General features: G+C 28.0%; 20 protein-coding genes and 1 pseudogene. 18 read left to right on the plus strand and 3 right to left on the minus strand.

Features of this window, described 5'->3' with window-relative positions:
- The first annotated feature begins 135 nt into the window (after window positions 1–135).
- From IPM32_13625 to IPM32_13655, 7 genes are all read left to right on the plus strand, one after another.
- The gene (locus tag IPM32_13625) at window positions 136–306 is read left to right on the plus strand and encodes a T9SS type A sorting domain-containing protein (protein MBK8946292.1); all 171 of its coding nucleotides are present in this window, start codon (window positions 136–138) and stop codon (window positions 304–306) included.
- A 1,173-nt stretch (window positions 307–1,479) separates the two neighbouring features.
- Window positions 1,480–3,117 (plus strand): T9SS type A sorting domain-containing protein, encoded by a 1,638-nt coding sequence (locus IPM32_13630; protein MBK8946293.1) that lies wholly within the window; start codon window positions 1,480–1,482, stop codon window positions 3,115–3,117.
- A gap of 10 nt (window positions 3,118–3,127) precedes the next feature.
- Window positions 3,128–4,384, plus strand: a complete 1,257-nt coding sequence (locus tag IPM32_13635) for an alpha/beta hydrolase (GenBank protein MBK8946294.1) — start codon at window positions 3,128–3,130, stop codon at window positions 4,382–4,384.
- A gap of 257 nt (window positions 4,385–4,641) precedes the next feature.
- Entirely contained in the window at window positions 4,642–5,070 is a 429-nt protein-coding gene (locus IPM32_13640) for a T9SS type A sorting domain-containing protein (protein MBK8946295.1), read from the plus strand.
- A gap of 139 nt (window positions 5,071–5,209) precedes the next feature.
- On the plus strand, window positions 5,210–6,187 hold the full coding sequence (locus IPM32_13645; GenBank protein MBK8946296.1) for a hypothetical protein: 978 nt from the start codon (window positions 5,210–5,212) through the stop codon (window positions 6,185–6,187).
- Between the two features lie 7 nt (window positions 6,188–6,194).
- A complete protein-coding gene (locus IPM32_13650) occupies window positions 6,195–7,307 on the plus strand; it encodes a carboxylate-amine ligase (protein ID MBK8946297.1) in 1,113 nt (370 codons plus the stop codon).
- 3 nt (window positions 7,308–7,310) lie between these two features.
- A complete protein-coding gene (locus IPM32_13655) occupies window positions 7,311–8,489 on the plus strand; it encodes a hypothetical protein (GenBank protein ID MBK8946298.1) in 1,179 nt (392 codons plus the stop codon).
- 67 nt (window positions 8,490–8,556) lie between these two features.
- On the opposite strand, the gene IPM32_13660 is transcribed toward IPM32_13655, so the two are convergent.
- On the minus strand, window positions 8,557–9,378 hold the full coding sequence (locus IPM32_13660) for a M48 family metalloprotease (GenBank protein ID MBK8946299.1): 822 nt from the start codon (window positions 9,376–9,378) through the stop codon (window positions 8,557–8,559).
- A 15-nt stretch (window positions 9,379–9,393) separates the two neighbouring features.
- On the minus strand, window positions 9,394–9,876 hold the full coding sequence (locus tag IPM32_13665) for a hypothetical protein (GenBank protein ID MBK8946300.1): 483 nt from the start codon (window positions 9,874–9,876) through the stop codon (window positions 9,394–9,396).
- Window positions 9,877–10,094: 218 nt separating this feature from the next.
- On the opposite strand from IPM32_13665, the gene IPM32_13670 reads away from it, so the two are divergent.
- The 10 genes from IPM32_13670 (at window position 10,095) to IPM32_13715 (ending at window position 21,775) form a co-directional block, all read left to right on the plus strand.
- Window positions 10,095–10,466, plus strand: coding sequence for a hypothetical protein (locus IPM32_13670; protein ID MBK8946301.1), 372 nt, complete (start codon window positions 10,095–10,097; stop codon window positions 10,464–10,466).
- 11 nt (window positions 10,467–10,477) lie between these two features.
- Window positions 10,478–12,211 (plus strand): BON domain-containing protein, encoded by a 1,734-nt coding sequence (locus IPM32_13675; GenBank protein MBK8946302.1) that lies wholly within the window; start codon window positions 10,478–10,480, stop codon window positions 12,209–12,211.
- Between the two features lie 7 nt (window positions 12,212–12,218).
- Window positions 12,219–12,758 carry a GTP-binding protein gene (locus tag IPM32_13680; GenBank protein ID MBK8946303.1) on the plus strand — a complete coding sequence of 180 codons (540 nt, stop codon included), beginning with the start codon at window positions 12,219–12,221 and terminating at the stop codon, window positions 12,756–12,758.
- Window position 12,759: 1 nt separating this feature from the next.
- A complete protein-coding gene (locus IPM32_13685; GenBank protein ID MBK8946304.1) occupies window positions 12,760–14,124 on the plus strand; it encodes a sigma-54-dependent Fis family transcriptional regulator in 1,365 nt (454 codons plus the stop codon).
- 439 nt (window positions 14,125–14,563) lie between these two features.
- Window positions 14,564–15,280 (plus strand): HAMP domain-containing histidine kinase, encoded by a 717-nt coding sequence (locus IPM32_13690; GenBank protein ID MBK8946305.1) that lies wholly within the window; start codon window positions 14,564–14,566, stop codon window positions 15,278–15,280.
- Between the two features lie 463 nt (window positions 15,281–15,743).
- Window positions 15,744–16,658 (plus strand): nucleotidyltransferase, encoded by a 915-nt coding sequence (locus IPM32_13695; GenBank protein MBK8946306.1) that lies wholly within the window; start codon window positions 15,744–15,746, stop codon window positions 16,656–16,658.
- Between the two features lie 3 nt (window positions 16,659–16,661).
- Window positions 16,662–17,774, plus strand: a complete 1,113-nt coding sequence (locus IPM32_13700) for an aminoglycoside phosphotransferase family protein (protein ID MBK8946307.1) — start codon at window positions 16,662–16,664, stop codon at window positions 17,772–17,774.
- Window positions 17,775–17,909: 135 nt separating this feature from the next.
- A complete protein-coding gene (locus IPM32_13705; protein MBK8946308.1) occupies window positions 17,910–18,260 on the plus strand; it encodes a Dabb family protein in 351 nt (116 codons plus the stop codon).
- Window positions 18,261–18,407: 147 nt separating this feature from the next.
- A complete protein-coding gene (locus IPM32_13710; GenBank protein ID MBK8946309.1) occupies window positions 18,408–21,251 on the plus strand; it encodes an FAD-binding oxidoreductase in 2,844 nt (947 codons plus the stop codon).
- Between the two features lie 224 nt (window positions 21,252–21,475).
- Complete coding sequence (locus IPM32_13715; protein ID MBK8946310.1) at window positions 21,476–21,775, plus strand: helix-turn-helix domain-containing protein; 300 nt, start codon at window positions 21,476–21,478, stop codon at window positions 21,773–21,775.
- Between the two features lie 170 nt (window positions 21,776–21,945).
- Here the strand turns inward: IPM32_13715 and IPM32_13720 are convergent.
- Window positions 21,946–23,084 (minus strand): annotated as a pseudogene (locus tag IPM32_13720) (IS3 family transposase).
- A gap of 373 nt (window positions 23,085–23,457) precedes the next feature.
- Between IPM32_13720 and IPM32_13725 the strand changes: the two are divergent.
- On the plus strand, window positions 23,458–24,675 hold the full coding sequence (locus IPM32_13725) for a glycoside hydrolase family 88 protein (GenBank protein ID MBK8946311.1): 1,218 nt from the start codon (window positions 23,458–23,460) through the stop codon (window positions 24,673–24,675).
- Window positions 24,676–24,686 lie beyond the last annotated feature (11 nt).

Raw genomic sequence — 24,686 nt, forward strand, 5'->3', positions numbered from 1 at the left:
GGAATTATAAATAACTGTCAAAATTATGAATTATTTAATTTAAAGTAGTAATTCCAAAAAATGTGAAAAGTGAAATGTAGAATGTGAAAAATAGAATTAAAATTGTAGAGACTGGATAATTCATCTGTACTTTAAGTGATTTATGATATTCTTGTCAAAGAAGTTGCAACAATAGTAAATCAAAAACAAAAACCCGGTAATTATGAAGTTGAATTTGATGGAAGTAATTTAACTAGTGGAGTGTATTTCTATAAATTACAATCTGGTGATTTTATTGAAACAAAAAAGATGTTATTAATCAAATAATTTAAGTTATATTTAATATACTAATAATTTTAAGGAATCAATATTATGAATGTGGGTTCCTATAAATATTCAATTGTTTTATACCTTTTTTTCATTTCTACGTTTCATTTTCAGAATTTTAATAAACCAATTAGTATTGTTCCGGATTTTCAAGTAAATGAAAATGGAGGTTACAAATATTCAAGTCAAACCGATCCTAAAATAGCTTCCGATTGCGAAGGCAATTTTGTTGTTGTTTGGGAAGATGATAGAAATGCAGGGAAGGGGATTTATTTTCAATATTTTTCTAATTCAGCTATTCCAATTAAACAAAATATAAAAATTTTAGATAATATTTCTCCTTCCACAATAAGCAAATTTCCAAAGGTTTTAATGTTAAACGATGGTAGCTTTATAATAATTTGGTTTCAACTGAGTAATTCAAATTATGAAATTTGTTTTAATCATTATTCAAAAGAACTTGAGCAAATTGGAAATACAATAAAATTTGAAATTGGTAATTTGTATAGTGCCGAGTCTCAAATATTTATGAATGAATCGGGAAAAATCTTAATAGCTTGGATGGAATATAATGCAGATGAAAGTAAAAGTATTTTTGCTCAAATGTTTTCTTCAGATTTTACAGCTATTGGAAAAAGAATACTTCTTAAAAATGAAACGGAAAATCTATACATTGGATCTTATTCAATTTCATTTGATAATCTTAATAATTTTATTTTTGCTTGGAAAGAATGGAAAAGTGGAACACCAAAATTATTAATTCAAAGATTTTCAGAATTAGGTGAAAAGATTGGAATAGAAGTTAATGTAATTGATAACAATGCAGTTAATTCTAATCCATGTGATGTTACCATTGCAAATGATAGTAGCGGTAATTTCATTACAACTTGGTTTGACTCCAGAAATTCTATTTACTCAGTTGATGTTTATGCACAAAGATTCAATAAAGAAGGTGAAAAAATAGGAAACAACTTTAAGATCAATACAAGTGATTCTTATGATTCGTATACTATTGAAATTTATTACTCAGATTTCAATGAATATTTAATTACTTGGACTCAACATTCTGGAGACTTTAAAAACAATGTTTGGTATCAACGTTTAGATGAAAATGGAAATTTAATAGGAAATAATATTAAAGTAAATTCCATCCAAGATAGCATGAAAAATATTATGCCTACAATTACATCTGATTGTTTAGGAAATTGCTTTGTAGCTTGGGTAAAAGAAGAGCATTTAAGCGGACATTATAATTTTGATGTTTACTGTAAAAGTTTTGATATTAATAATAATCAACTTAGTGAAGAAATTAAAGTAAATGATGATGATGGAATTCCAGTTGCAGAACAATCCTCGCCGGATATTGCTGTGAGCCAAAATGGAAATTTCATTATTTGTTGGCTTGATTTTAGAAATAATTCTGGAATAGAAATTTATGCACAAAGATTTTTAAATGATGGAAGTTTTATTGGGAATAATTTCAAAGTAAGTAATAAAAAAAGTTATATTTTTTCCTCTCCGAAAATATCAATTACTCCTAATGAAAATTTTGTAATTGTTTGGATCCAAAATCCTTTAACACAAAATCCAAATGATTTTCCCAAAACACAAATAGTCGGGCAATTTTATAATTCTAAAGGCGAAGCAATTGATTCAAATATTATTCTTTCAGAACTTCCTTTGAATTATCAAAACGATATCGGTGTAATTTCTGCAAATGGTTTGGAAAATTATATTATATCTTGGAGAACAGCTGATGATTCAACAAATAATATAAAAATTTATTTTCAACTTTTTTCAAATAGTGGAATTGCACAATCTGATAAAATATTATTGGATGATGATATTAATTTTGAAGATCAATTTGTACCTTCAATTTCTGTTTTTCCTAATAATAATTTTATAATTAGTTGGCTTGCTTTGGACAAAAAAGATAGTACGGAAACTTTGTTTGCTCAAATATTTTCTGCAGATTGTAATAGAATTGGTGAAAAGTATAAAATCTCTAGTAGCGACAAAAGATTATATATTGCCGGTAATAAAGTTGCTGTAAACTCTGATGGAAGTTTTAAAATTTATTGGGTTGAAGCAGACGCAATAAATCAGAAAAGGTATCTTAAATTCCAAAAGTTTACAAATGAAGGAAATATTCAAGAATCAGTTAAAACTTTAGAAGTAAATAATAGCATTTATAATAGTATTTTTGAGCCATATGCAATTGATGAAAATGGGAACTTTATAATTTTAGATTTACAAGAAATTGATTTACATAATTACATTTACTATGCGCAACGTTTTGATAATGATGGAAATAAACTTAACTCAAATTTCAAACTTCTTAATCATGAAAATACAACAGCTGGAGGGTTTAATATTGAGATAAAAAATAGCAGAATTTATTCTACTTGGACTGAAAGTCAAAATGATAATGATAGTGATGTTTGGGCAAATATTTTAGATTGGAATAATCCGACTTCAATAAAAACGAAAGAAACTTCAGTAATACCTTTAAATTCAGAACTTTTCCAAAACTATCCAAACCCGTTTAACCCAACAACAAAAATAAAATATACAATTCCGCAAAACGTGAAAGGTGTATCAACAAATGTAGAGACGCAAAATATTGCGTCTGTACAGCTAAAAATTTATGATATTCTTGGAAGAGAGGTTAAAACATTAGTAAATGCAAACCAAAAACCCGGAAATTATGAAGTTGAATTTGATGGAAGCAATCTGCCAAGCGGAGTTTATTTCTATAAACTACAAACCGGAGTATTTACGGAAACGAAAAAAATGATTCTTTTAAAATAAAGGTGATAAAATGAAAAAAATAGTTTTTATATTCACAATTATTGCTTTCTATTTCAATATCATAGCTCAGACAGATAATAGAATAGTTATTGGGTGTATTGATAGTATTCAATCAAAAATATTGAATGAACAAAGAAAAGTCTGGGTCTATGTTCCTGACCAGGGTGCGAGTAGAATTTTTAGCCAACAGCATTATCCAGTAGTTTATTTATTGGATGGGGATGCGCATTTTTATTCAGTAGTGGGTATGATTCAACAGTTGAGCAGTGTCAATGGCAATATGAAGTGCCCCAAAATGATTGTGGTGGGTATACTGAACAAAGACCGAACCAGAGACCTAACTCCTACTCATATTAATGTAGAGCTTGATCCAGACCCACCATATGTGACTATTTCTGATAGTGCTTTCTATAAAACATCAGGTGGTGGCGAAGATTTTATCGCATTTATCGAGAAGGAATTGGTGCCACAAATCGATGCAAAATACCCAACAGCTCCATATAAAATGCTTATTGGACATTCTTTTGGAGGCTTAGCTGTTATGCAATCTTTCGTTCATCATATAAATCTATTCAATTCTTATATTTGCATCGACCCGAGTATGTGGTGGGATAAACAAAAACTATTGAAACAAGCACAAAAGGTTTTGTCAGAGAATAATTTTGATGGGAAATCCTTGTATTTGGGCATTGCAAATACTTTAAATGCAGATATGGATATTAAAAATGTTCAGAATGATACTTCTAGCAGCTTGAAGCACATACGTGCAATATTAGCATTGCAAGTCACTTTAGAGAAAAACAAACAAAATGGATTAAAATATAAAGGGAAGTATTACGATGATGACACGCATGGATCTGTTCCTCTTATTACAACTTACGATGCTTTACGCTTTTTCTTCGATTTTTATCCTTTAAAACTCTCCGAAAAAGACTTTACTGATTCTACAAGTACTTTAGTTAACAAATATCTAAGCCATTTTACCCAAATCTCGAAAAAAATGGGCTATGAAATAAAACCGGATGAAGAAGAGATCAATTCAATGGGTTATGATGCACTTGAAAGAAAATTCTATAAAAAAGCAGAAAGTTTTTTTAAACTTAATTTACAAAATTACCCCGAAAGTTATAATGTATATGACTCTATGGGGGATTATTATGAAGCCATAGGTGATAAATCAAATGCTATTAAATTTTTTGAAAAAACTTTATTAATTAAAGAGTATCCTGATACCAGAAAGAAATTAGAAAAACTTCAAAGCAAGTAAGAAACAGTCTAATACATCAGCTTAAATATATGCAGCCAGATTACTGCGTAAAGACTTTGATGTGTAAATACGCTACTTTGTAAAACTATTTATAATTACAATAGAACTCTTGCTTTTATGGTTTCTGGAATTGCTTTCAGTTCGCGAATAATTTCTTCCTTATGTTCTATACTATTAATGTCAATAATTACATAACCAATATGGGACTGTCTGTAAATACGGTGATGCAATATTAAGGTTTCTTGAGGTAAACACATTTGAATAGTAAGATTTATTCAACTTGGACTGAAAGTCAAAATGATAATGATAGTGATGTTTGGGCAAATATTTTAGATTGGAATAATCCGACTTCAATAAAAACGAAAGAAACTTCAGTAATACCTTTAAATTCAGAACTTTTCCAAAACTATCCAAACCCGTTTAACCCAACAACAAAAATAAAATATACAATTCCGCAAAACGTGAAAGGTGTATCAACAAATGTAGAGACGCAAAATATTGCGTCTGTACAGCTAAAAATTTATGATATTCTTGGTAGTGAAGTAAAAACATTGGTAAATCAAAAACAAAAACCCGGAAATTATGAAGTTGAATTTGATGGAAGGAATTTACCGAGTGGAGTGTATTTCTACAAATTGCAATCCGATGATTTTATTGATACAAAAAAAATGATATTACTAAAATAGATAAAATATTATTTACCACTTTTAAAAAGCTCTTCTAAAATGAAGAGCTTTTTTATTTTAAATTATGTTTTTATGAAAATACTTAATTATATTTACTCAAATTTGAAATTCTCAAATCATTAAATTCTTTAGGTGATATATGAAAAAAATTGGAATTCTATTTGGTCAAGAAAATACTTTTCCACAAGCATTTGTTGATAGAGTAAATTCAAAAAAAGAGAAGGGAATTATTGCGGAATTAGCAAAAATTAATGTTGTTGAACAAGGTAAACCAACTCAATATGATGTTCTAATTGATAGAATTTCCCAAGATATTCCTTTCTATAGAGCATATTTAAAAAATGCTGCATTAACCGGAACTGCCGTAATTAACAATCCGTTTTGGTGGAGTGCAGATGATAAATTTTTCAATAATGCAATTGCAACAAAAATTGGTGTAAATGTTCCAAAAACCGTAATACTGCCTTCCAATCAACATCCGCCGGATACAAATGCAAATTCAATGAGAAATTTAGCTTATCCATTAGATTGGAATTACATTTTTGATTATGTGGGATTTCCGGCTTTCTTTAAACCATTTGCCGGCGGCGGATGGAAAAATGTTTATAATCCCAAAGATATAAATGAGTTTTTTAGAGATTATCACGAAACCGGAACTTTAGTAATGTTGCTGCAAGAAGCAATTGATTTTACTGAATATTTTAGATGTTATTGTTTGGATAGAAGAGAAGTAAAAATTATGCAGTATGATCCTAAACAGCCGCATCAATTGAGATACGTGCAAAATCCAAAACCAATAGAAAGCAAATTATTAAAAACAATTGAAGAAGATGTTTTAAAAATTAATAACGCATTAGGTTATGATTTTAACACTGTTGAATTTGCTGTGAGAGATGGAATTCCTTATGCAATTGATTTTGGAAATCCCGCACCGGATGCAGATATAAATTCTGTTGGTGAAGAAAATTTTGAATGGGTAGTTGAAGCTGCGGCAAATATGGCAATTAGAAAAGCGAAAAATCATAAAAAAGGAAAAAATAATTTAACATGGGGAGATTTCGTTACTGCGTATACATCTGATCAAAAATTAACTTCAAATAAGAAGAAAAATAATTGAGGCAATTATGCTTTCTGATAAAACTTTTACATTAGGAATTGAAGAAGAATTTCAAATTGTTGATCCGGAAACCAGAGAATTAAGATCAAGAATTGAGCAAATTTTAAGCGGCGGGACAATTCATCTTAGAGAAAAAATTAAAGCTGAACTTCATCAATCGGTTGTTGAAACGGGATCAAAAATCTGCACAAATATTAAAGAAGCCCGACAAGAAGTTGTTCATTTGCGTTCGCAATTAGCAATGCTTGCAGAGAAAGAAAAATTAAAAATTGCCGCTTCGGGAACACATCCATTTTCAAGATGGGAAGATCAAGAAATTACAGATCAACCAAGATATGCCGGAGTTGTGCAAGATATGCAGCAAGTTGCAAGAGCAAATTTAATTTTTGGTCTTCATGTTCATATTGGAATTGACGATAAGGAATTGGCTATTCATATAATGAATGCTGCGAGATATTTTCTACCGCACATTTTTGCATTATCAACAAACTCACCTTTTTGGAAAGGTAGAAATACCGGATTGAAATCTTACCGTGCAAAAATTTTTGATAGATTTCCTCGAACCGGAATTCCGGATTATTTTGCAAGTCATGGGGAATTTCAATCATTTGTAAATATGCTTATTAAAACAAAATGCGTTGAAGACGCAAGTAAAATTTGGTGGGATATTCGTCCGCATCCAAAATATCCAACATTGGAATTCAGAGTCTGCGATTTGCCAATGACTGTTGACGAAACTGTTGCACTTGCTGCTTTGTGTCAAGCTGTAGTAGCAAAATTGTACAAGTTAATAAAACAAAATTTAGGTTTTAGACTTTATAGAAGGTTGTACATTAATGAAAATAAATGGCGTGCTGCAAGATACGGTATTAGCGGAAAATTAATCGATTTTGGAAAACAAGCTGAAATTGAAACTCCGTTGTTAATTGAAGAACTTTTGGAATTTATTGATGATGTTGTTGATGTTTTAGATAGTCGCGAAGAAGTAAACTATGTAAGGGAAATTTTGAAAAACGGAACCGGAGCCGATAAACAAATTGCTGTATGGGATCAAACGCAAAATTTGAATTCAGTTGTTGATTTAGTAATTTCTGAAACTTATAAAGGATTGAGTTATTAAAATATGATTAAAGAAATTAGAGAAAAATATATTTCGTTATTTGATGATAAAACTTATGAAATATTTATTCAGAAAATTAATTTAGAAACTAATAATAGATTGGATTTCAGAATCTCCGAAACACCTTTATTTATTGATGAAAACTTACGCGATAAATTAATTTTTGCTGGTGAAGATATTTTAAAACAAATTCAGAAAAGTGAATTTCTTGAAAAATCTAAAAATGCAGTTCCGGAAAAATATTTTGTCCCAAATGAAGATGATCATCCAATATTTTTACAGATTGATTTCGGAATTACAAAAAATTCAAATGGTGATTTTATACCGCAATTAATTGAGCTTCAAGGATTTCCATCACTTTATGCATATCAAATATTTCTCGATCAAAAATTAAGAGAACATTTTTATATTCCGAAAAATTTTACTACTTATTATAATTCATTTGATTTTAATTCTTATGTAGATTTACTTAAAAAAACTTTGATTGGAAATTCTAATCCGGAAAATGTTATACTTTTAGAAATTGAACCCGATAAACAAAAAACGAGAATTGATTTTTACTTAACCGAAAAATATGCAGATGTTGAATCGGTTTGCATTACGGAAATAATTAAAAAGAAAAGAAAACTTTATTATAAAAAAAAGGGATTTGAAATTCCGATTGAACGTATTTACAACAGAGTTATTTTTGATGAATTAGAAAAAAAGAATTTAACTTTTAATTTTGATTTCCGAGATGAGTTAAATCTTAATTGGGTTGGGCACCCAAATTGGTTTTATAGAATTAGTAAATTCAGTTTGCCGGAAATTAAAAGTGAATTTTCACCACAAAGTTATTATTTAAATGAATTGGAAACATATCCAAGTGATTTGGAAAATTATGTTTTAAAACCATTGTTTTCTTTTGCCGGTTCCGGAGTTGTAATTGATCTAACCAAAGAAATTTTAGATTCAATTAATGATAAACAAAATTATATACTTCAGAAAAAAGTTGATTACTTTCCGCTGATTAAAACTCCTGAAGGAAATGCTAAAGCAGAAATTAGAATGATGTACATTTGGAATGAAAACCCTATTTTGGTTAATAATTTATTGCGTACAAGTAAAGGTAAAATGATGGGAGTTGATTTCAATAAAAACCAAACGTGGATTGGCTCAAATACAGTTTATCATCCTCAATAAATTTAGATGATTTGATTTCAAAATAATGTTTCTTTTTGAATTCTTAAAATTATTCTACAAATAAAAATTATTCTACTAATTGGTTTGGTACACCATTCGGAAATAATTTATTTATTTCGGATTTAATTTGTGAAACTCTATTTGAAGGATTTGGATGAGTGCTGAAAAATTCTGCTTGATTTCCGCCACCGGATGCTTCTTCCAAAATTTTCATAACTCCAATTAATGCTTCCGGATTATAACCTGAATTTGACATAAAGTGAACTCCAATTTTGTCCGATTCAAGTTCATCTTCTCTTCCGTATTTCATATTAACTAATTGTGCAATATAAGCTGCAGCTTGCGCAGAACTGCTTGATGGATCGCTGGCAATCAAAACTCCGTTTAAAATTCCTTGTGTTAGATTTGATTTTGCCATTTGCTGAGCTGAATGTCTTGCAACAACATGTCCAATTTCATGACCTAAAACTCCAGCTAATTGTGCTTCGGTTTCTAATCTTCCAAACAATGCGGCAGTTATAAAAATTTGTCCGCCCGGAAGAGCAAAAGCATTTACGGTTTGTCTATCATTCAGCAAATGAAAATCAAATTGATATTCTGTTTCTGAAGCTTTAGAATTTTTGATTAAATTCATTCCAATTCTATCAACAATATCTTGATATTGCTGATTAGGATAAAGCCCGCCATATTGCTGAATCATTTGAGGTGCGGCTTGTAATCCCAATGCAATTTCTTGCTTCGGTGTCATTCCAATATATTGTTCTTCACCGGTTACGGGATTATATTCTTTTGAGCTAAGAAAAGAAATCAGAGAAAATCCAATAAAAAGTAATGCAATAAATATTCTTGATTTTCCAAAGCTTCTTGATGTTCCAGTTCCGCCAATCATTTTAACTCCTAATAATTATTCAGCTGGTACAAATTCTTCAACTTCTAATAATTCGTAAACTCCGCCGGCAATTGCTCCAAACAAAATGTGTGTAAGTACAAAAGGCCAACTTCCCAAAACGAAAAACCACGGGAAAAAATAACTTAACGAGTAAAAATTAATTAAATAAATTGCCAGTCCAAAAATTGCACCGCCAATAATTCCTGTTACCAAACCATATTTATGTAGAACGAAAGCAATTATTAATGTAAATAATTCTGATAAAACAAAATTTGTAATTACACATACAATTAGTGCTGTCGAATCAAAAGTTGCGGGTGGAGCTAAAATTGATTCACCTAAAAATATTGAAGCGAATAATCTAATTATAACCCACATATTTCCACCAAGTAAAAAGGGAATAAGAAAAATATTAAGCAACAAAAAAACAAAACTTGCTATCAATCCAGACCAAAGTGCTGCTTTCCAATCCATAATTTGTTTCATTTTTTTATTCATAAAGATTCCAACGAAATTTCTTAAAATTAGTTACAATTTAATAAAATTGCAAAAGGTAGAAATTTAAATTTATTTTCATAAAAGTCTTAAAAATGAAACAACTGAAACGCTTCAAATTATTTTTAATCAAGTTAAATAATTTAAAAATTTGTTAAATTTCAATGTTTAATTAAATTAGATATTTATATATTATTTTATAAAACTTAGAAAGGTAAAATATGAAAGACAAAAAAAACGAACCGACAAATTCTATTGGCGGATTAAAACAATTACGTGAAATTATTTTTGGCGAATATTTAGACAATTTGCAGAATCAAATCAACCAGTTACGTGAAGAAAATAAACTTTTAAAGCAACAAGTAAATACACATGATAAAAATATTGAAAAATCTTCAACGCAAATAACTGACTTGTTTTCAAAAAGTAAAAATTCGGATACAACAGTTCAAAAAACAAATGACGATATTGATAAATTACGTGCAGAATTTGAAAGTAAAATAAAAGATTTGAAATTAACAAAAATTGATAAAAATCAAATTGGTCAAGTATTTATTGAATGGGGAATGAAAGTTAAACAGGAAGAACAATAGGCAATTAAATTATGATTTTTGATGAAGAAAAATCTTTAGAAATTATTAAGCAAATTTTATTAAACGAAAACAATAAGAAATTGGAAGATCTTGAAAAAGAATTTTCCGATTATAAATTTTTGCTGAACGATAAAGAATATCAAATTACAACTTTGTACCCAATTCTTACTGATTTAATTGATAGAAAAATTATTGATTCAAAAAGCGATTTGGTTAGATCTCTATCGCCAATTATGGGACAAGCAATTAAACAGCAAGTTGTTGAATCAAGAGAAGATGTAATTGATGCTTTGTATCCAATTATTGGTTTTACAATTCAAAAATCAATTGCTGAAAAAATTAAGGAAATTTACCAAGCATTAAATGATAAAATTGAAGCATCTTTGCAAAAGGGAATTTTATCCAAAATTGTTAAATCAAAAATTTCCGGTGTTTCTACAACAGATTTAATTCTGCAAGATGTTTTTCCGTTTGAAATGAAAGAAATATTTTTAATTCATGAATCTACCGGAATTTTAATTTCACATGTTTCTTCTTTAAAATTTCAGAAAACAGTTGATGCAGATTTAATTAGCGGAATGTTAACAGCAATTAAAAATTTCGTTTCGGAGTCTTTCAAAATAAATTCGGAAAATCAGAATTTATATGAAATTCAATACGGCGATTCTAAAATTATTTTGGAAAGAGGAAGATATTCTTATTTGGCACTTGTAATTTCCGGACAAGAGCCGACAAGTTTAAATAATAAATTATCAGATCTGAATATTGAAATTCATAAAAAATTTCACAAACAGCTAAGAGAATTTGATGGAAATATTTATCCTTTTAGTAAAGTTGAAAATCCATTAATTGAATTCATCAATATTTACGAAAGTGAAAAATCTTCTCAAGAAAAACCTAAACAAAAACCGCTTGTACTATATGCTTTTGGAATTTTATTTGGATTTATTTTGTTGATAATTGCAATTTTCACATTGCCAAAATATTTTAGAGAAAAAACAATTTCTGATAAAGTTGAAGAAAAATTTACTTTGCTGAATAAAGCAGAAATTGAAAATATAAAGTGGGAAGTTGAAAATAGAGATTTAAATTTAAACGGAGTAATTCCGTCTTTTTCAGTAAAAAATAAAATTGATAGTTTAATTTCTACAATTTCTGAAATAGAAAAAATTAATAATAATTTGGGAATAATCTTACCAATTGTTGATGAAAAAATAATTTCGGAAAATGTTAAAAATATTCTTTCAAAATCTGAAATTTCTGAAAATCAAAAAATAACATTTGAAATTGATAACGATGAAGTTACACTTTTGGGAAATATTTCCACAATTGAAGAAAAATTGAAATTAGGATTTGATATTTCTCAAATAAATGGAATTAGAGTTTTAATAAACAACCTTGAAGTTTTAGAAAATTCAAATTTAAGTGAAGCTGATGCGATAAAAATTTTAAATGAAACCGTAATAAATTTTGATGTTAATAAAACTTCGTTAACAAAAACTCATATAGAAATTTTAGAAAAGATAATTCCATTTTTGCAGAAAAATAATCATCTAAAAATTGAGATTATTGGAATTTTAGATAAAACCGGAAATAAAAATGTAAATCTTCAAAAATCAAATGAAAGAATTGAAAGTGTAATAAATTATTTTAATACTCAAGGAATTTCAAAAAATATTTTCATTAAGAAAAATTCTGAATCAGATAAATATGTTAGAAGCGTAGAATTTAAAGTGAAGAATTGAGGAAAATTTGTCGGTACAAGTTATAACAAAAAAGAAAATTTGTTTGCTGGGTTCATACGGAGTTGGGAAAACTTCATTAGTTCGCCGTTTTGTTTTCAACAAATTTGAAGAAAAATATCTTTCCACAATAGGCGTTCATATAAGCAAAAAAACAATTTATATAAACGAAAGCGAAAGTAATAAGTACAACAAAGAAATTGAACTTTTTATTTGGGATATTGCAAATATTGAAAAGTTTGATTCGGTTACAAAAAGTTACATTAACGGAGCTCATGGAGCAATAATAGTTACGGATTTAACGCGACAAAATACAATTCAGCAATCACTGGATTATGCCAAAATATTTTTAGAATTAAATCCAAAAGCTAAAATAATTTTCGTAGGAAATAAATCAGATTTAGTAGAAAATTTACAAATTGATAAAGAAAAATATATTTCTAATTTTAATTTTTATAAAACTCACTTCCTTTTTGCAAGTGCAAAAACCGGAGAAAATGTTGAACAAATTTTCAGCATAATTGGTGAAAAATTATCAGAGGAATTATAATTTGATAAATATTTACAACCAGCTTTTAAGTGAAAAAAAAATTGGTTTTGCGCTTTATGATAATAAATTAAACCTAGTAGAAAAAAGTGAAAATCTTACATCAATTCTTCAAACTACCGAAATAAAATTTGAACATTCTATTTTTGATACTTTCCCAGAATTTTTTGGATCTGAGAAAGAAATTTATGAAGTTCAATCAAAAAAGAAATTTAAATTTTCTATTGAAAAGGTAAATAAATTAAGTAAATATGGCGAAATAAAATATTTAGATTTTACAGTAATTCCATCAAGTGAAAATCAAAATTACATTTTAGTAATTGTTTCAGATTCTACATCGGAATCGTCACTTCAGCAAAAAATAAAACAACAGCAAAATGAAATAAAAATTCTAAGAGAAAGTTTAACTCAAATAAAAAATGATTCCATTAACAATATTTTAGGTAAATCTGAATTAATAAATTCCGTAAAAAAATTTATAACAAAAGTTTCAAACGTAAAAGATACTTCAATTTTAATAACCGGAGAAAGTGGAACCGGAAAAACATTAATTGCACGCGCAATTCATAATTTATCCAACAGAAATGATTCACAGTTTGTAGAAATTAATTGTGCAACAATTCCCGCAACATTGTTGGAATCCGAAATATTTGGTCACGTAAAAGGAGCTTTTACAAATGCGGTTGAAAATAAAAAGGGACTTTTGGAAGAAGCAAATGGCGGAACTTTATTTTTAGATGAAATTGGTGAACTTCCTATTTCTCTTCAGCCAAAATTATTAACATTTTTAGAAACTAAAAAATATAGATCGGTAGGTTCTACAAAAGAAAATCAAGTAAATACGCGAATAATTACTGCGACAAATCGCGATTTGAAAAAAGCAGTTGAGCAAAAAGAATTCAGAGAAGATTTGTTTTACAGAATTAATGTTGTATCACTAGAAGTTCCGGCTTTGCGTGAAAGAAATGAAGATATTATGGTTTTAGCAAATCATTTTATTAAACATTTTTCAAATGAATTTTGCAAAACAAATATTCAAATTACTAGGGATGCAGAGAAAAAATTAATAAATCATTCTTGGCCCGGAAATATTAGAGAATTAAAAAATGTTATTGAAAGGGCAATGATTTTTTGCGAAAAAAATATTATTGATGCGGAAGATATTTTTATTTCCGAAAGTGGTAAAAAAAGTGAAATAAAATTAAATTCAGAAATTCCGGATGAAGGCATTTCTTTGTTGGATATTGAAAAAAAATATCTAAAAAATGCGTTAGAAAAATCAAATGGAAATCAATCAAAAGCTGCAAAATTATTAAATCTTTCTTTGGATACATTCCGTTATAGATTGAAAAAATTTAAAATTTCGTAAATAAAAATTACTTAAATAAATACATTTTAGTTATTAAACCAAATTAGGTTATATGTTTGGTTATTTCACCAAATTCATTCCTAAAACATTCTATAAAAAGCTTAAATAACTCAAAAATGCAATATAGTCACTCATTACTTTTTGGCATTATTAATGAATAAATAAATCAGAATTGAAAACAAAAATTGTGACTGAAACAAATGGAGAACTCCCCCTTTTCTCCAAGCGTGAATGTCACTAAGTAGGGAATTAGGCAACTAGTTCCCTATACTTTATTCAAAATATGGAACTACTTTTATGGATGATTTATTAAACTCAATTAGGTATTTATTTTTCATTATGATTTTGTACTTTTTAAGTTCTTTAGTTTCAATAATAAATCTTTAGTTAATTTTAAAATAATTAAACTTATAATTTTATAAGAGTTAGGATTTATTTAATGGAAAAATTAAAAATAATTGATGAGTTTGAACATTTTGATGAAGCGAGTGTAAAAATTCTATCAATTATTTCTCATGAAATCCGTGGATCATTTAATACAATTAATGGAATTAGCAGTCTTATCCTGCGAGATAATATAATTAAAGATCCGGATGTACGTGAATTAATTATGTTAATTCAATCAACTTCAACAAAAAGTTTTGATTTGCTTGATAAGCTTTTGCAGTTATCAAATATTGATTCAGATGTTGTTATAAATGATATAAAAAATATAAATATCAATAATATCATTAAAGAAATTATTGAATTTTATAAATTTCAAATTGATCAGAAAAAGCTCTTAATTATGCTTGATTTGGATAATAATGCAGATATTAAAATAAATGAAAGCATGATGATTTTTATAATTAGAAATTTGCTTTCGAATGCAATTAAATTTTCAAATATAAATGGGAAAATTGAAATTTCGTATAAATGGAAAAATGATTTCTTTGAATTTAGCATTAAAGATTTCGGAATTGGAATGAGTAAAAGTAAAATTGATGAATTGATGAAAAATATTTATCAAGTAAGTTTTGATGGAACAATTGGTGAAAAGGGAACTGGAATTGGATTAAATCTATGTCAACATTTTATAAAACAATATAAAGGAAGTTTTGAAATAGAGAGCAGTTTAGGAAAAGGAAGCAAAGTTACAGTTATATTACCTGTATAGAATATAACACAAAGATGAAACAGAAATTATTTTTGTACCGAAGGCCGGACTCGAACTATATATATATTGAAATATATCATATCTACGAAATTTTATTCAGCAGTTCCATAAGTGCTTATAATACAATATATTAACATTATATACTATGATACTGGTGCCTTTACCTTATTTCGTTTTACCCCAAGATCTGATAATTACGAAGAAATTGAAAGTATTAGTGCAAAGTTAAATAATCCTCTCATAATAAAAGCTGGTAATTAGCAACTAAAAATTCTACAAATTAATCCTAATTAAGTATTAATAATAAAATTCAAAATAGTTATTTAATTTTTAGAAATTTATGTTATTGAAAAATAGATTTCAGAAATACCGTTTATCATATACCTATTTGGTATTTAATTGGATTGATTAAATATTTCAAAATTGTGAACAGATATTAATATACAAAACTTAAAGGATCTTAATGATTATTCAAAAAAAACCAACTTTGCTTATACTTGCTGCAGGTTTAGCTTCTCGATATGGAAGTTTAAAGCAAATTGATAGAATCGGACCTTCTGGAGAAAGGATAATTGACTATTCTGTATTTGATGCGATCAAGGCTGGTTTTGGAAAAATAGTATATGTTATTAGAGAAAACTTTAAGATAGAATTTCATGAAGTAATAATAAATGAACTTCCCTCAGAAATTTACACTGATACTGTATGCCAAGAACTAAATGCGGTTCCAACAAAAATCAGATTTTCTAAGGAAAGAATTAAACCTTGGGGAACCGGGCATGCATTGTTAGTTGCTTCATCAGTGATTAATGAACCTTTTACGGTAATTAATGCAGATGATTTTTACGGAGCAGAATCATTCAAATTAGCTTATGATTTTTTGACATCAAATAAACAGTCTGCAGAACATGCATTAATTGGATTTAAGTTAAATAACACGTTGTCAGATTATGGATCTGTATCTCGCGGTGTTTGTGAGGCAGATAAAAATAATTTTATGACATCAATCATCGAAAGACCGGAAATAAAAAAAGAGAAAGAAAAAATTCTTTTCAAGAATGAATTTGGTCACTGGAATCCTCTAACTGGTAGTGAAATAGTTTCTATGAATATGTTTGCCTTTAAAGATGGAATATTCAAAATGTATAAGGAAAGCTTTAGTAAGTTTTTAAAAAACTATGGGAATGATCTAAAAGCTGAGTTTTATTTGCCTTCAGTGGTCGATGAATTAATAAAGAATAATATCGGCAAAGTAAAAATACTAGAAACACCGGATTCTTGGTTTGGATTAACTTATAAAGAAGATAAAAAAATAGTAACAGAACGTATTAATGAACTTGTTGAAAAAGGAATTTATCCTCAAAAATTATGGGATTAAAAAATGATTGAACAAATATTATCAAATTTTAAAATTTATGGTGATTTTATGTCTGCAATACCTTTTGGAAAGGGACATATAAACGACACCTTTTTAGTATCTTTTAACCAAGCAGGAATAAAAACAGAGTATATTTTAAGAAAGATAAACAAATTTGTTTTTAAAAATCCGGAAATAGTTATTTCAAATACAGAAAATGTAATAAATCATATTACAAAAAAATTAAAAGAGTCTGGTATAAAAGAAATCACAAATCATGTTATGCAATTAATTGAAACAAAAGATTCAAAATATTATCATATAGATGAAAAAAATGATTACTGGTGTTTAATGTTCGTTATTAAAAATGCATATACAGTAGAGTACACAGATTCTAATGAAAAAGCCTATCAAGCTGCAAAGGCGTTTGGACGTTTTCAAAAATATTTGATAGATGTAAATTTACATGATTACAAAGATACAATTCCAAATTTTCATAATCTTCAGAACCGTATAAATTCTTTCGAAATATCTTTAGAAAAAAATCCAGTTGGTAGGGTGAATTATGTAAGAAAAGAGATAGAAATAATTAATTCTTATCGATTTTTATCGGAAAAAATAACTATGCTTTTAAAAAACAAGAAGCTGCCAATTCGGTTGACACATAACGACACTAAAATTAATAATGTAATGCTAAATAAAGAAACGCACGAAGGACAATGTGTTATAGATCTTGACACCTTAATGCATGGTACAGTTTTATATGATTTTGGCGATATGGTGCGCACATCAACTAGTCCCGTTGAAGAGGATGAAAAAGATGCAACAAAAGTATTCATGGATATATCTACTTTTGAAGCACTTGTAAAAGGTTATCTTGAAGAATTAGCTGATGTTTTATTGGAAATAGAAATTAGTAATTTAGTTTATGGTGCAATGATAATAGTTTATGAACAAGCAGTCAGATTCCTAACAGATTATATTCTTAATGATGTTTATTATAATATTGAATATCCTGAACATAATCTTGTAAGAACAAGAACTCAAATCGCATTACTTGAGAGTATCAAAATTCAAAAAGATTCAATGGAAAGTATAGTTAAAAAATATTCAATATACCCACTCTACCATTCTTAAAGAAATAAAGTATTAAAATAAACTTGATATTCATAATGGACACAAATTAATGTCCAAACAAAAATTAGAATGCCCAAATCACTTATTATTTTTAATTAAAAAATATTTGATATTGATCGTTTAGAATTAGTAAAAATGAAAAAAGTATTGATAAGACATTTATTGCTCATTAAATTCAAACAATCAGCAAAATTCTCTGAATTAGAAGAAATTATGGTTTTATTTGAATCATTGACTAATAAAATAGAAGGAATACTATCTGTCGAGTGTGGAGTGAATGATAATCCTGATAATAAAAATAAAGTCTACACACATTTAGTTATGATTACTTTTGAAAATGATGAATATCGTCGTAACTACTTAATGCATCCCGAGCATGTGGAGCTCAAAAAAATCTTTAAACCCTTAGTAGAGGAACTGATAGTATTTGATTACAAAGTATTATTGTTACAAAATGAGTTAGATAAGAAAGGTACGATATATTAGAAATGATGATGAAAATTTTAGCGAAAGTATTGCAGATTTATTTTTAGTTTTTATTTACTATTTAAAGAATAATAGAATTATATCTAAAATTTTTAAATAAGCTGATTTTTTAACTTTAATAGTTTTAATACAAAAATACTTTATAAAATGTTAAATAATAATTACATTAAATTATTTCAAGAATTACAAACCATTATTCCGCATGAAAGATTATTTCAAGATGAATTAAATACTCTAGCATACGGAACCGATGCAAGTTTTTACAGACTTACTCCTAAAATTGTTGTTAAAGTAATTTCGGAAGACGAAGTTGTAAAAGTTATAAAAAGTTGTAATAACTTAAACATTGCAATAACTTTTCGCGCTTCTGGAACAAGTTTATCTGGACAATCAATTTCTGATTCTGTTTTATTAGTTGCAGATAGATCTTGGAATACAATTAAAATTTCAGAGGATAAATCAAAAATAACATTAGATCCAGCCGTTCTGGGAGCCAGAGCAAATTTTGAATTAGCTAGATTCAACAAGAAAATTGGGCCGGATCCCGCTTCTATAAATGCTGCAACTGTTTGTGGTATTGCATCTAATAATGCAAGTGGAATGACAAGTGGTGTAAAATATAATTCTTATAATACAATTTCTGATATGAGAATTGTTTTTGCAAATGGAGAAGTTCTAGATACTTCTGATTCTGTACAAAAAGTAAAATTTATTGAAAATAATAGAGAGTTTATTGCCGGGCTCTTTAATATTTCATTTGATTTGAATCATAATGATATACTAAAGACGAGGATTAAGAATAAATATCAAATTAAAAATACAACTGGTTATAGTGTAAATTCATTAATAGATTTTAAAGATCCCATCGAAATTATAAAACACTTAATGATTGGCTCTGAAGGAACCCTTGGATTCATTTCTCAAATAACGTTTAGTACTATTAAATCGAATCCAAATAAAGGAACAGCATTAATAATTTTCCCAAATATAAAAACAGCATGTTCAGTAATTCAAATTTTAAATGAACTTCCGATTGATGCAGCAGAATTGATGGATAGGGCTTCTTTAAAATCAGTAGAAAATAAAGAAGGAATGCCGATTTATCTTAAATCACTTGATATTGATGCGACTGCACTTTTAGTTGAAACATCTGCACCGGATGAAACAATCCTTGATTTTAATATTAACAAGATAATAAATGAGTTAAGTACCGTTAATACTATTTATCCAATTGAGTTTACCAAAGATAAATTTGAATATTTGAAACTATGGAATGTTAGAAAGGGTTTATTTCCTTCAGTAAGTAAATCTAGAAAAAAAGGGACTACAGTTATTATTGAAGATCTTAATTTCAATACTGAAGATTTAGCCGATGCAGTTATTGATTTAAAAAAACTATTTATTAAACATGGATATTCAGAAAATATAATCTGGGGACATGCTCTTTCCGGAAATCTCCATTTTGTATTTGCTCAAGATTTTAATATTCCAAACGAAATAGACAGATATCGAATATTTATGAATGAGGTGGTGGAATTAGTTATTAAAAAATATGACGGCTCACTAAAAGCAGAACACGGAACAGGAAGAAATATGGCTCCATTCGTTAAATATGAATGGGGTGAAGAAATTTATAATATTATGTGTGAAGTTAAAAATTTATTTGATCCAAAAGGAATACTGAATCCAGGTGTGTTAATAAATTATGATGATCAAGTTCACTTAAAAAATTTGAAACCAACGCCAATTGTAAACGATATAATTGATAAATGTATTGATTGCGGATTTTGTGAAAATAATTGCCCATCAAAAAATTTAACACTAACCCCCAGGCAAAGAATTACAGTTTGGAGAGAAATTAATAATCTTAAAATTATTGGAACAAACGAAACTAAACTAAGGAGTTTGGAAAACTCTTATAAATATTATGGAGAACAAACTTGTGCAACAGACGGCTTGTGTGAGTTAAGCTGTCCAGTAAATATTGATACCGGAAAACTCATTAAAGAAATCCGAAACTCTATCATAACAAAACATGAAAAATCCATTGCCGAATTTAGTTCGAAATATTTTAGTACCTTAACTTTTTTGATAAGAAAGATGTTGAATTTTGCCTCAGTGATGCGTAAGATTTTTGGCGATAATTTTTTATATCAAACATCAAACAAACTCAGAACAAAATTTAAACAAAATCTTCCTATTTGGAACAATGCATTACCTAAAGGCGCAAAGTTTAAATTCAATAGAGAAGAAATTTCACAATCTGAAAAAACAGTTGTCTATTTTCCAAGCTGCATAAGCAGAACTTTTGGCAATCAACCAAATACTAAATTTAAACATGAATTAAATTCTGCTATGGAAAATTTATTAAAGAAATCTGGTTATCAAGTTATATATCCCGACAACATAAATTCACTATGCTGTGGTATGCCATTTTCAAGTAAAGGATTTTTTAATGAAGCAAATAAAAAAAGTAATGAATTATATCTTCAATTATTAAAATCTTCAAATAATGGAAATATTCAAGTTGTCTTTGATACAAGTCCATGTGTAAAAACATTTAAAGATTATTTAAAAAAAATTGAAGATAAAAAATTGCATGTTTTTGATAGTATTGAATTTATACATGACTATTTACTAAATGAATTAGAAATAATATCAACAGACGAAGCAATTACGCTTCATAGTACATGCAGTGCAACTAAAATGGAATTACAAGAAAAGTTAGTTTCAATTGCTAAAAAATGCAGTAAAAATGTTTATGTCCCAGAAGAAATAAATTGCTGCGGTTTTGCTGGTGATAGAGGATTTACCTTCCCTGAATTAAATGAATCTGCTCTCCAAAATTTAAACACTTTTGTGGAAGAACATAAATGTACAAACGGATTTTCAACAAGTAAAACTTGTGAAATTGGATTAACAAAAAACAGTGGAATTAATTATCAGTCAATTATTTATTTGGTAGAAAGCTGCAGTAAATCAAAAAAATAAATTTTTCTTATTTTCTTAAACTATTCATAACAATTTTAAGCTATTATTTCTAATAAAAAATATTTTATAAAATGGGACATTGTAAAAGAATTCTAAAGTAAATCTAAATCATTGGAATAGAATATTAAAATAAAATCTAATTGAATTTCGATTATTAATTTTGTGAAACGTTAACATAGTATCTACCACGTTAATTGTTAAAGAATTAAACAATTTGGTAGACGATGGAAAATAAATTAGTTGTCATTGAAATAGATCATCTCTTTTCTCTAATTAAACAAGCATTAAATGAAGAACTTATTAAACGAGAAAAATCTGAAAAACAAAAAGATTTACTGAATTTTAGGGAAACTTGTGAATTTTTAGGAATTCATCCATCTACACTGAATAAATGGAAAGCAAAGAATAAGGTTCCTTATAAAAGGCTAGGTAAAAGAATATTTTTTCAAAGAGAAGAAATACTTAACTCACTTAAAGAATCCAATTACTATAAACTAAAAAAGATTTACAGTCAATATAATTGACATAGTAATTTTCATATCTCACTTCACGAACAACAAATTATCCTTAATTTTATAACAATAAAAATATTGCTAACCTTATTTTCTTCTCAATAATTAAAATTATTAAAAAAAATTATTTTCTGACCTGCCCCCGATAAATGTACCAATGATAAAGTTAGTTATACCTATCATCAAGCATTGGCTACTTGGTGTAGGAGTATTACCTCCGGTACCGGAGGTAAAAAATTTAATGAACTATGCGGTCTGATTTTATTAAATTCTTGCCGCCACCTTTCTGTTAAAACTTTTACCTCTAATATAGAATCAAATATCTCTCCATTCAATAATTCATCTCTTAATTTTCCATTAAATGATTCTATATATCCATTTTCCCATGGACTACCCGGTTCTATATAGGCTGTCTTGACTCCTATTCTTCTTAACCATTTTCTAAGTACTATTGTTGTAAATTCACTCCCATTATCTGATCGTATATAATCTGGAACTTCATGTGTAATAAACAACTCTGATAACTTATACAGAACTTCAGAGGACTTGATTTGAAGTTCAACATGTATTGCTAAACATTCCCTTGTATATTCATCAATTATGTTCAACATCCTCATTGTTTTTCCATCACTTGTTCTTTCATACACAAAATCATAGCTCCAAACATGATTTTTATATTCCGGCTTTAGTCTTATGCATGATCCGTCATTTAACCACAATCTCTTCCTTTTGGGTTGTTTTTGTGGAACTTTTAGTCCTTCTGTTCTCCATATTCTTTCAACCCTTTTATGATTTACTTTCCACCCCTTTATTTTTTAGTAATGCTGTTATTCGTCTGTAACCGTATCTTCCATAGTCTTTTGCCAGCTTTATTATATCATTTGTTAATGCTTCCTCATCGGCTCTCTTTTTCTCTCTTATTCTTTGGGTTGAACGTGCTTGACCTTATACTCGACACGCCTTCCGTTCTGAAACACTTAATATTTTCACTATTTCTTTTATTGCCCGATTTATCCGCCGTGGTGGACGCTTCTTTGCCGGGCTTAATAATTTCCCCGACTTGCTTTCTTCAATATTGAATTATCTAATGTCAATTCTGCTACTATTTTTTTTAAATCGACTATTTTCTTGTTCCAATACTTTCATTTTTTGCTTGATCTATTCGTATGCTTCCATATTCTTTCCGCCATCGGTAATATGTCTGTTCATGTATTCCTAATTGTTTACATATCAGATCTATACTCTTACCTTCCGTATGCATTACTTCTGCTTCTCGCAGTTTATTTATGATTTGTTCTGTTGTAAATTTAACCCTTCCCATATTTTTTCTCCTTTTGATCCTAATATACTAACTGGATCTCTTTTTGGGGGGCACGTCAGTTTAAAGATTTATTTTGAAGCCCATAAAATTGAAAATTCTCCTCATACTTTTTGGCTTTTTAATCCTTGGTTTAACACAAAAAATGAAATTATTTTAAATTTTCTGAATAAAATTTTTACAGAAAAAAGTAAATATTGATTGATTTTAATAATGATAAGTTCTAGAAAAAATCAATAATTTCTTGACTTTTTATCAAAATTTGATGAATTTAGTAACCGTTTAAGTAATCGATATAGTTACTGATAAAGTTAATTCACTTAAATTTTTTCTGTGTTGAATAATAATAATTTATGTTAGTTGACATAAGGCTTTTATGAAAAGATTAATTTTTATAATAATTTTGTTTATTTCAATTTCTACAAACGCTCAAATCGAAAATTCGCTAAATCCTGAAATTCAAATTTCACCAAAATTATCTTGGTCAGAAAGAATTGCACAATCATTTGTTTTGCGTCATCCCGGCTCAGTAACTTATGATAAATACATGACAAAAAATAATTGGAATTATGAGCAAGGCGTTATGCTTGAAGCAATGAAAAAAATGTATGAATTTACCGGCGATTTACAATATTATAAATTCATTAAAGAAAATATTAATCAATTTGTTAATGATAATGGTGAAATTAAAACTTATAAAATTTCAGAGTTTAATATAGATCACATCAATGCCGGAAGGGCTTTGCTGTATTTGTATGAAAATGAAAAATTAGAAAAATATAAATTTGCAATTGATTCTTTACGAAAACAAATTGAATTACATCCAAGAACGTTAAGTGGAGGATTTTGGCATAAAAAAATTTATCCATATCAAATGTGGCTTGATGGACTTTTTATGGCTCAACCTTTTTATGCAAATTATTCACAACAATTTAAAGAAGATAATTTTGATGATATTTTCAAGCAATTTAATTTGATGTATGAAAAAACTTTTGATGAAAAAACCGAATTACTTCATCATGCATGGAATGAAAATAAAGAACAAAAATGGGCAGATAAAGTAACCGGAAAATCTCAACATTTTTGGGGAAGATCAATCGGCTGGTATTTAATGGCAATTGTGGAAACACTTGATATTATTGATGAAAATGATAGTCGTAGAAATAATTTAATAAATATTTTGCAAAATGTTTCTGAAGCATTGTTAAAATTTAGAGATTGCAAAACCGGTTTATGGTATCAAATAATTGATATGCCCGAACGAGAAGGAAATTATTTGGAAGCTTCATGTGCAGCAATGTTTACTTATGTCTTTGCAAAAGGTGTAAATAAAAATTATTTGGATAAAAAGTTTTTAGTTATTGCAAAAGAGAATTTTTATTCAATAATTGAATATCATGTTAAAATTGATGAGAACGGTTTTGTAAATCTTTTTAATACTTGTGCTGCTGCCGGATTAGGCGGAAAGCCTTATCGCGATGGTTCTTTTGCATATTACATCAGTGAACCAACACGAATAAATGATTTTAAAGGTTACGGTCCGCTTATTTATTCTGCAATTGAATTAGAGAAAGCAAAAGTTTTGAGTAAATAATTTTTATGAAA

It is taken from the genome of Ignavibacteriota bacterium, assembly GCA_016716225.1.
Taxonomy (GTDB): Bacteria; Bacteroidota; Ignavibacteria; order Ignavibacteriales; family Melioribacteraceae.

Excerpts from the sequence above, each read along its gene's own strand:
- IPM32_13630 (MBK8946293.1), top strand. The coding sequence starts at position 1,480 with ATGCCTACAATTACATCTGATTGTTTAGGAAATTGCTTTGTAGCTTGG.
- IPM32_13635 (MBK8946294.1), top strand. The coding sequence starts at position 3,128 with ATGAAAAAAATAGTTTTTATATTCACAATTATTGCTTTCTATTTCAAT.
- IPM32_13645 (MBK8946296.1), top strand. The coding sequence starts at position 5,210 with ATGAAAAAAATTGGAATTCTATTTGGTCAAGAAAATACTTTTCCACAA.
- IPM32_13650 (MBK8946297.1), top strand. The coding sequence starts at position 6,195 with ATGCTTTCTGATAAAACTTTTACATTAGGAATTGAAGAAGAATTTCAA.
- IPM32_13655 (MBK8946298.1), top strand. The coding sequence starts at position 7,311 with ATGATTAAAGAAATTAGAGAAAAATATATTTCGTTATTTGATGATAAA.
- IPM32_13660 (MBK8946299.1), bottom strand. The coding sequence starts at position 9,378 with ATGATTGGCGGAACTGGAACATCAAGAAGCTTTGGAAAATCAAGAATA.
- IPM32_13665 (MBK8946300.1), bottom strand. The coding sequence starts at position 9,876 with ATGAATAAAAAAATGAAACAAATTATGGATTGGAAAGCAGCACTTTGG.
- IPM32_13670 (MBK8946301.1), top strand. The coding sequence starts at position 10,095 with ATGAAAGACAAAAAAAACGAACCGACAAATTCTATTGGCGGATTAAAA.
- IPM32_13675 (MBK8946302.1), top strand. The coding sequence starts at position 10,478 with ATGATTTTTGATGAAGAAAAATCTTTAGAAATTATTAAGCAAATTTTA.
- IPM32_13690 (MBK8946305.1), top strand. The coding sequence starts at position 14,564 with ATGGAAAAATTAAAAATAATTGATGAGTTTGAACATTTTGATGAAGCG.
- IPM32_13695 (MBK8946306.1), top strand. The coding sequence starts at position 15,744 with ATGATTATTCAAAAAAAACCAACTTTGCTTATACTTGCTGCAGGTTTA.
- IPM32_13700 (MBK8946307.1), top strand. The coding sequence starts at position 16,662 with ATGATTGAACAAATATTATCAAATTTTAAAATTTATGGTGATTTTATG.
- IPM32_13705 (MBK8946308.1), top strand. The coding sequence starts at position 17,910 with ATGAAAAAAGTATTGATAAGACATTTATTGCTCATTAAATTCAAACAA.
- IPM32_13710 (MBK8946309.1), top strand. The coding sequence starts at position 18,408 with ATGTTAAATAATAATTACATTAAATTATTTCAAGAATTACAAACCATT.
- IPM32_13715 (MBK8946310.1), top strand. The coding sequence starts at position 21,476 with ATGGAAAATAAATTAGTTGTCATTGAAATAGATCATCTCTTTTCTCTA.
- IPM32_13725 (MBK8946311.1), top strand. The coding sequence starts at position 23,458 with ATGAAAAGATTAATTTTTATAATAATTTTGTTTATTTCAATTTCTACA.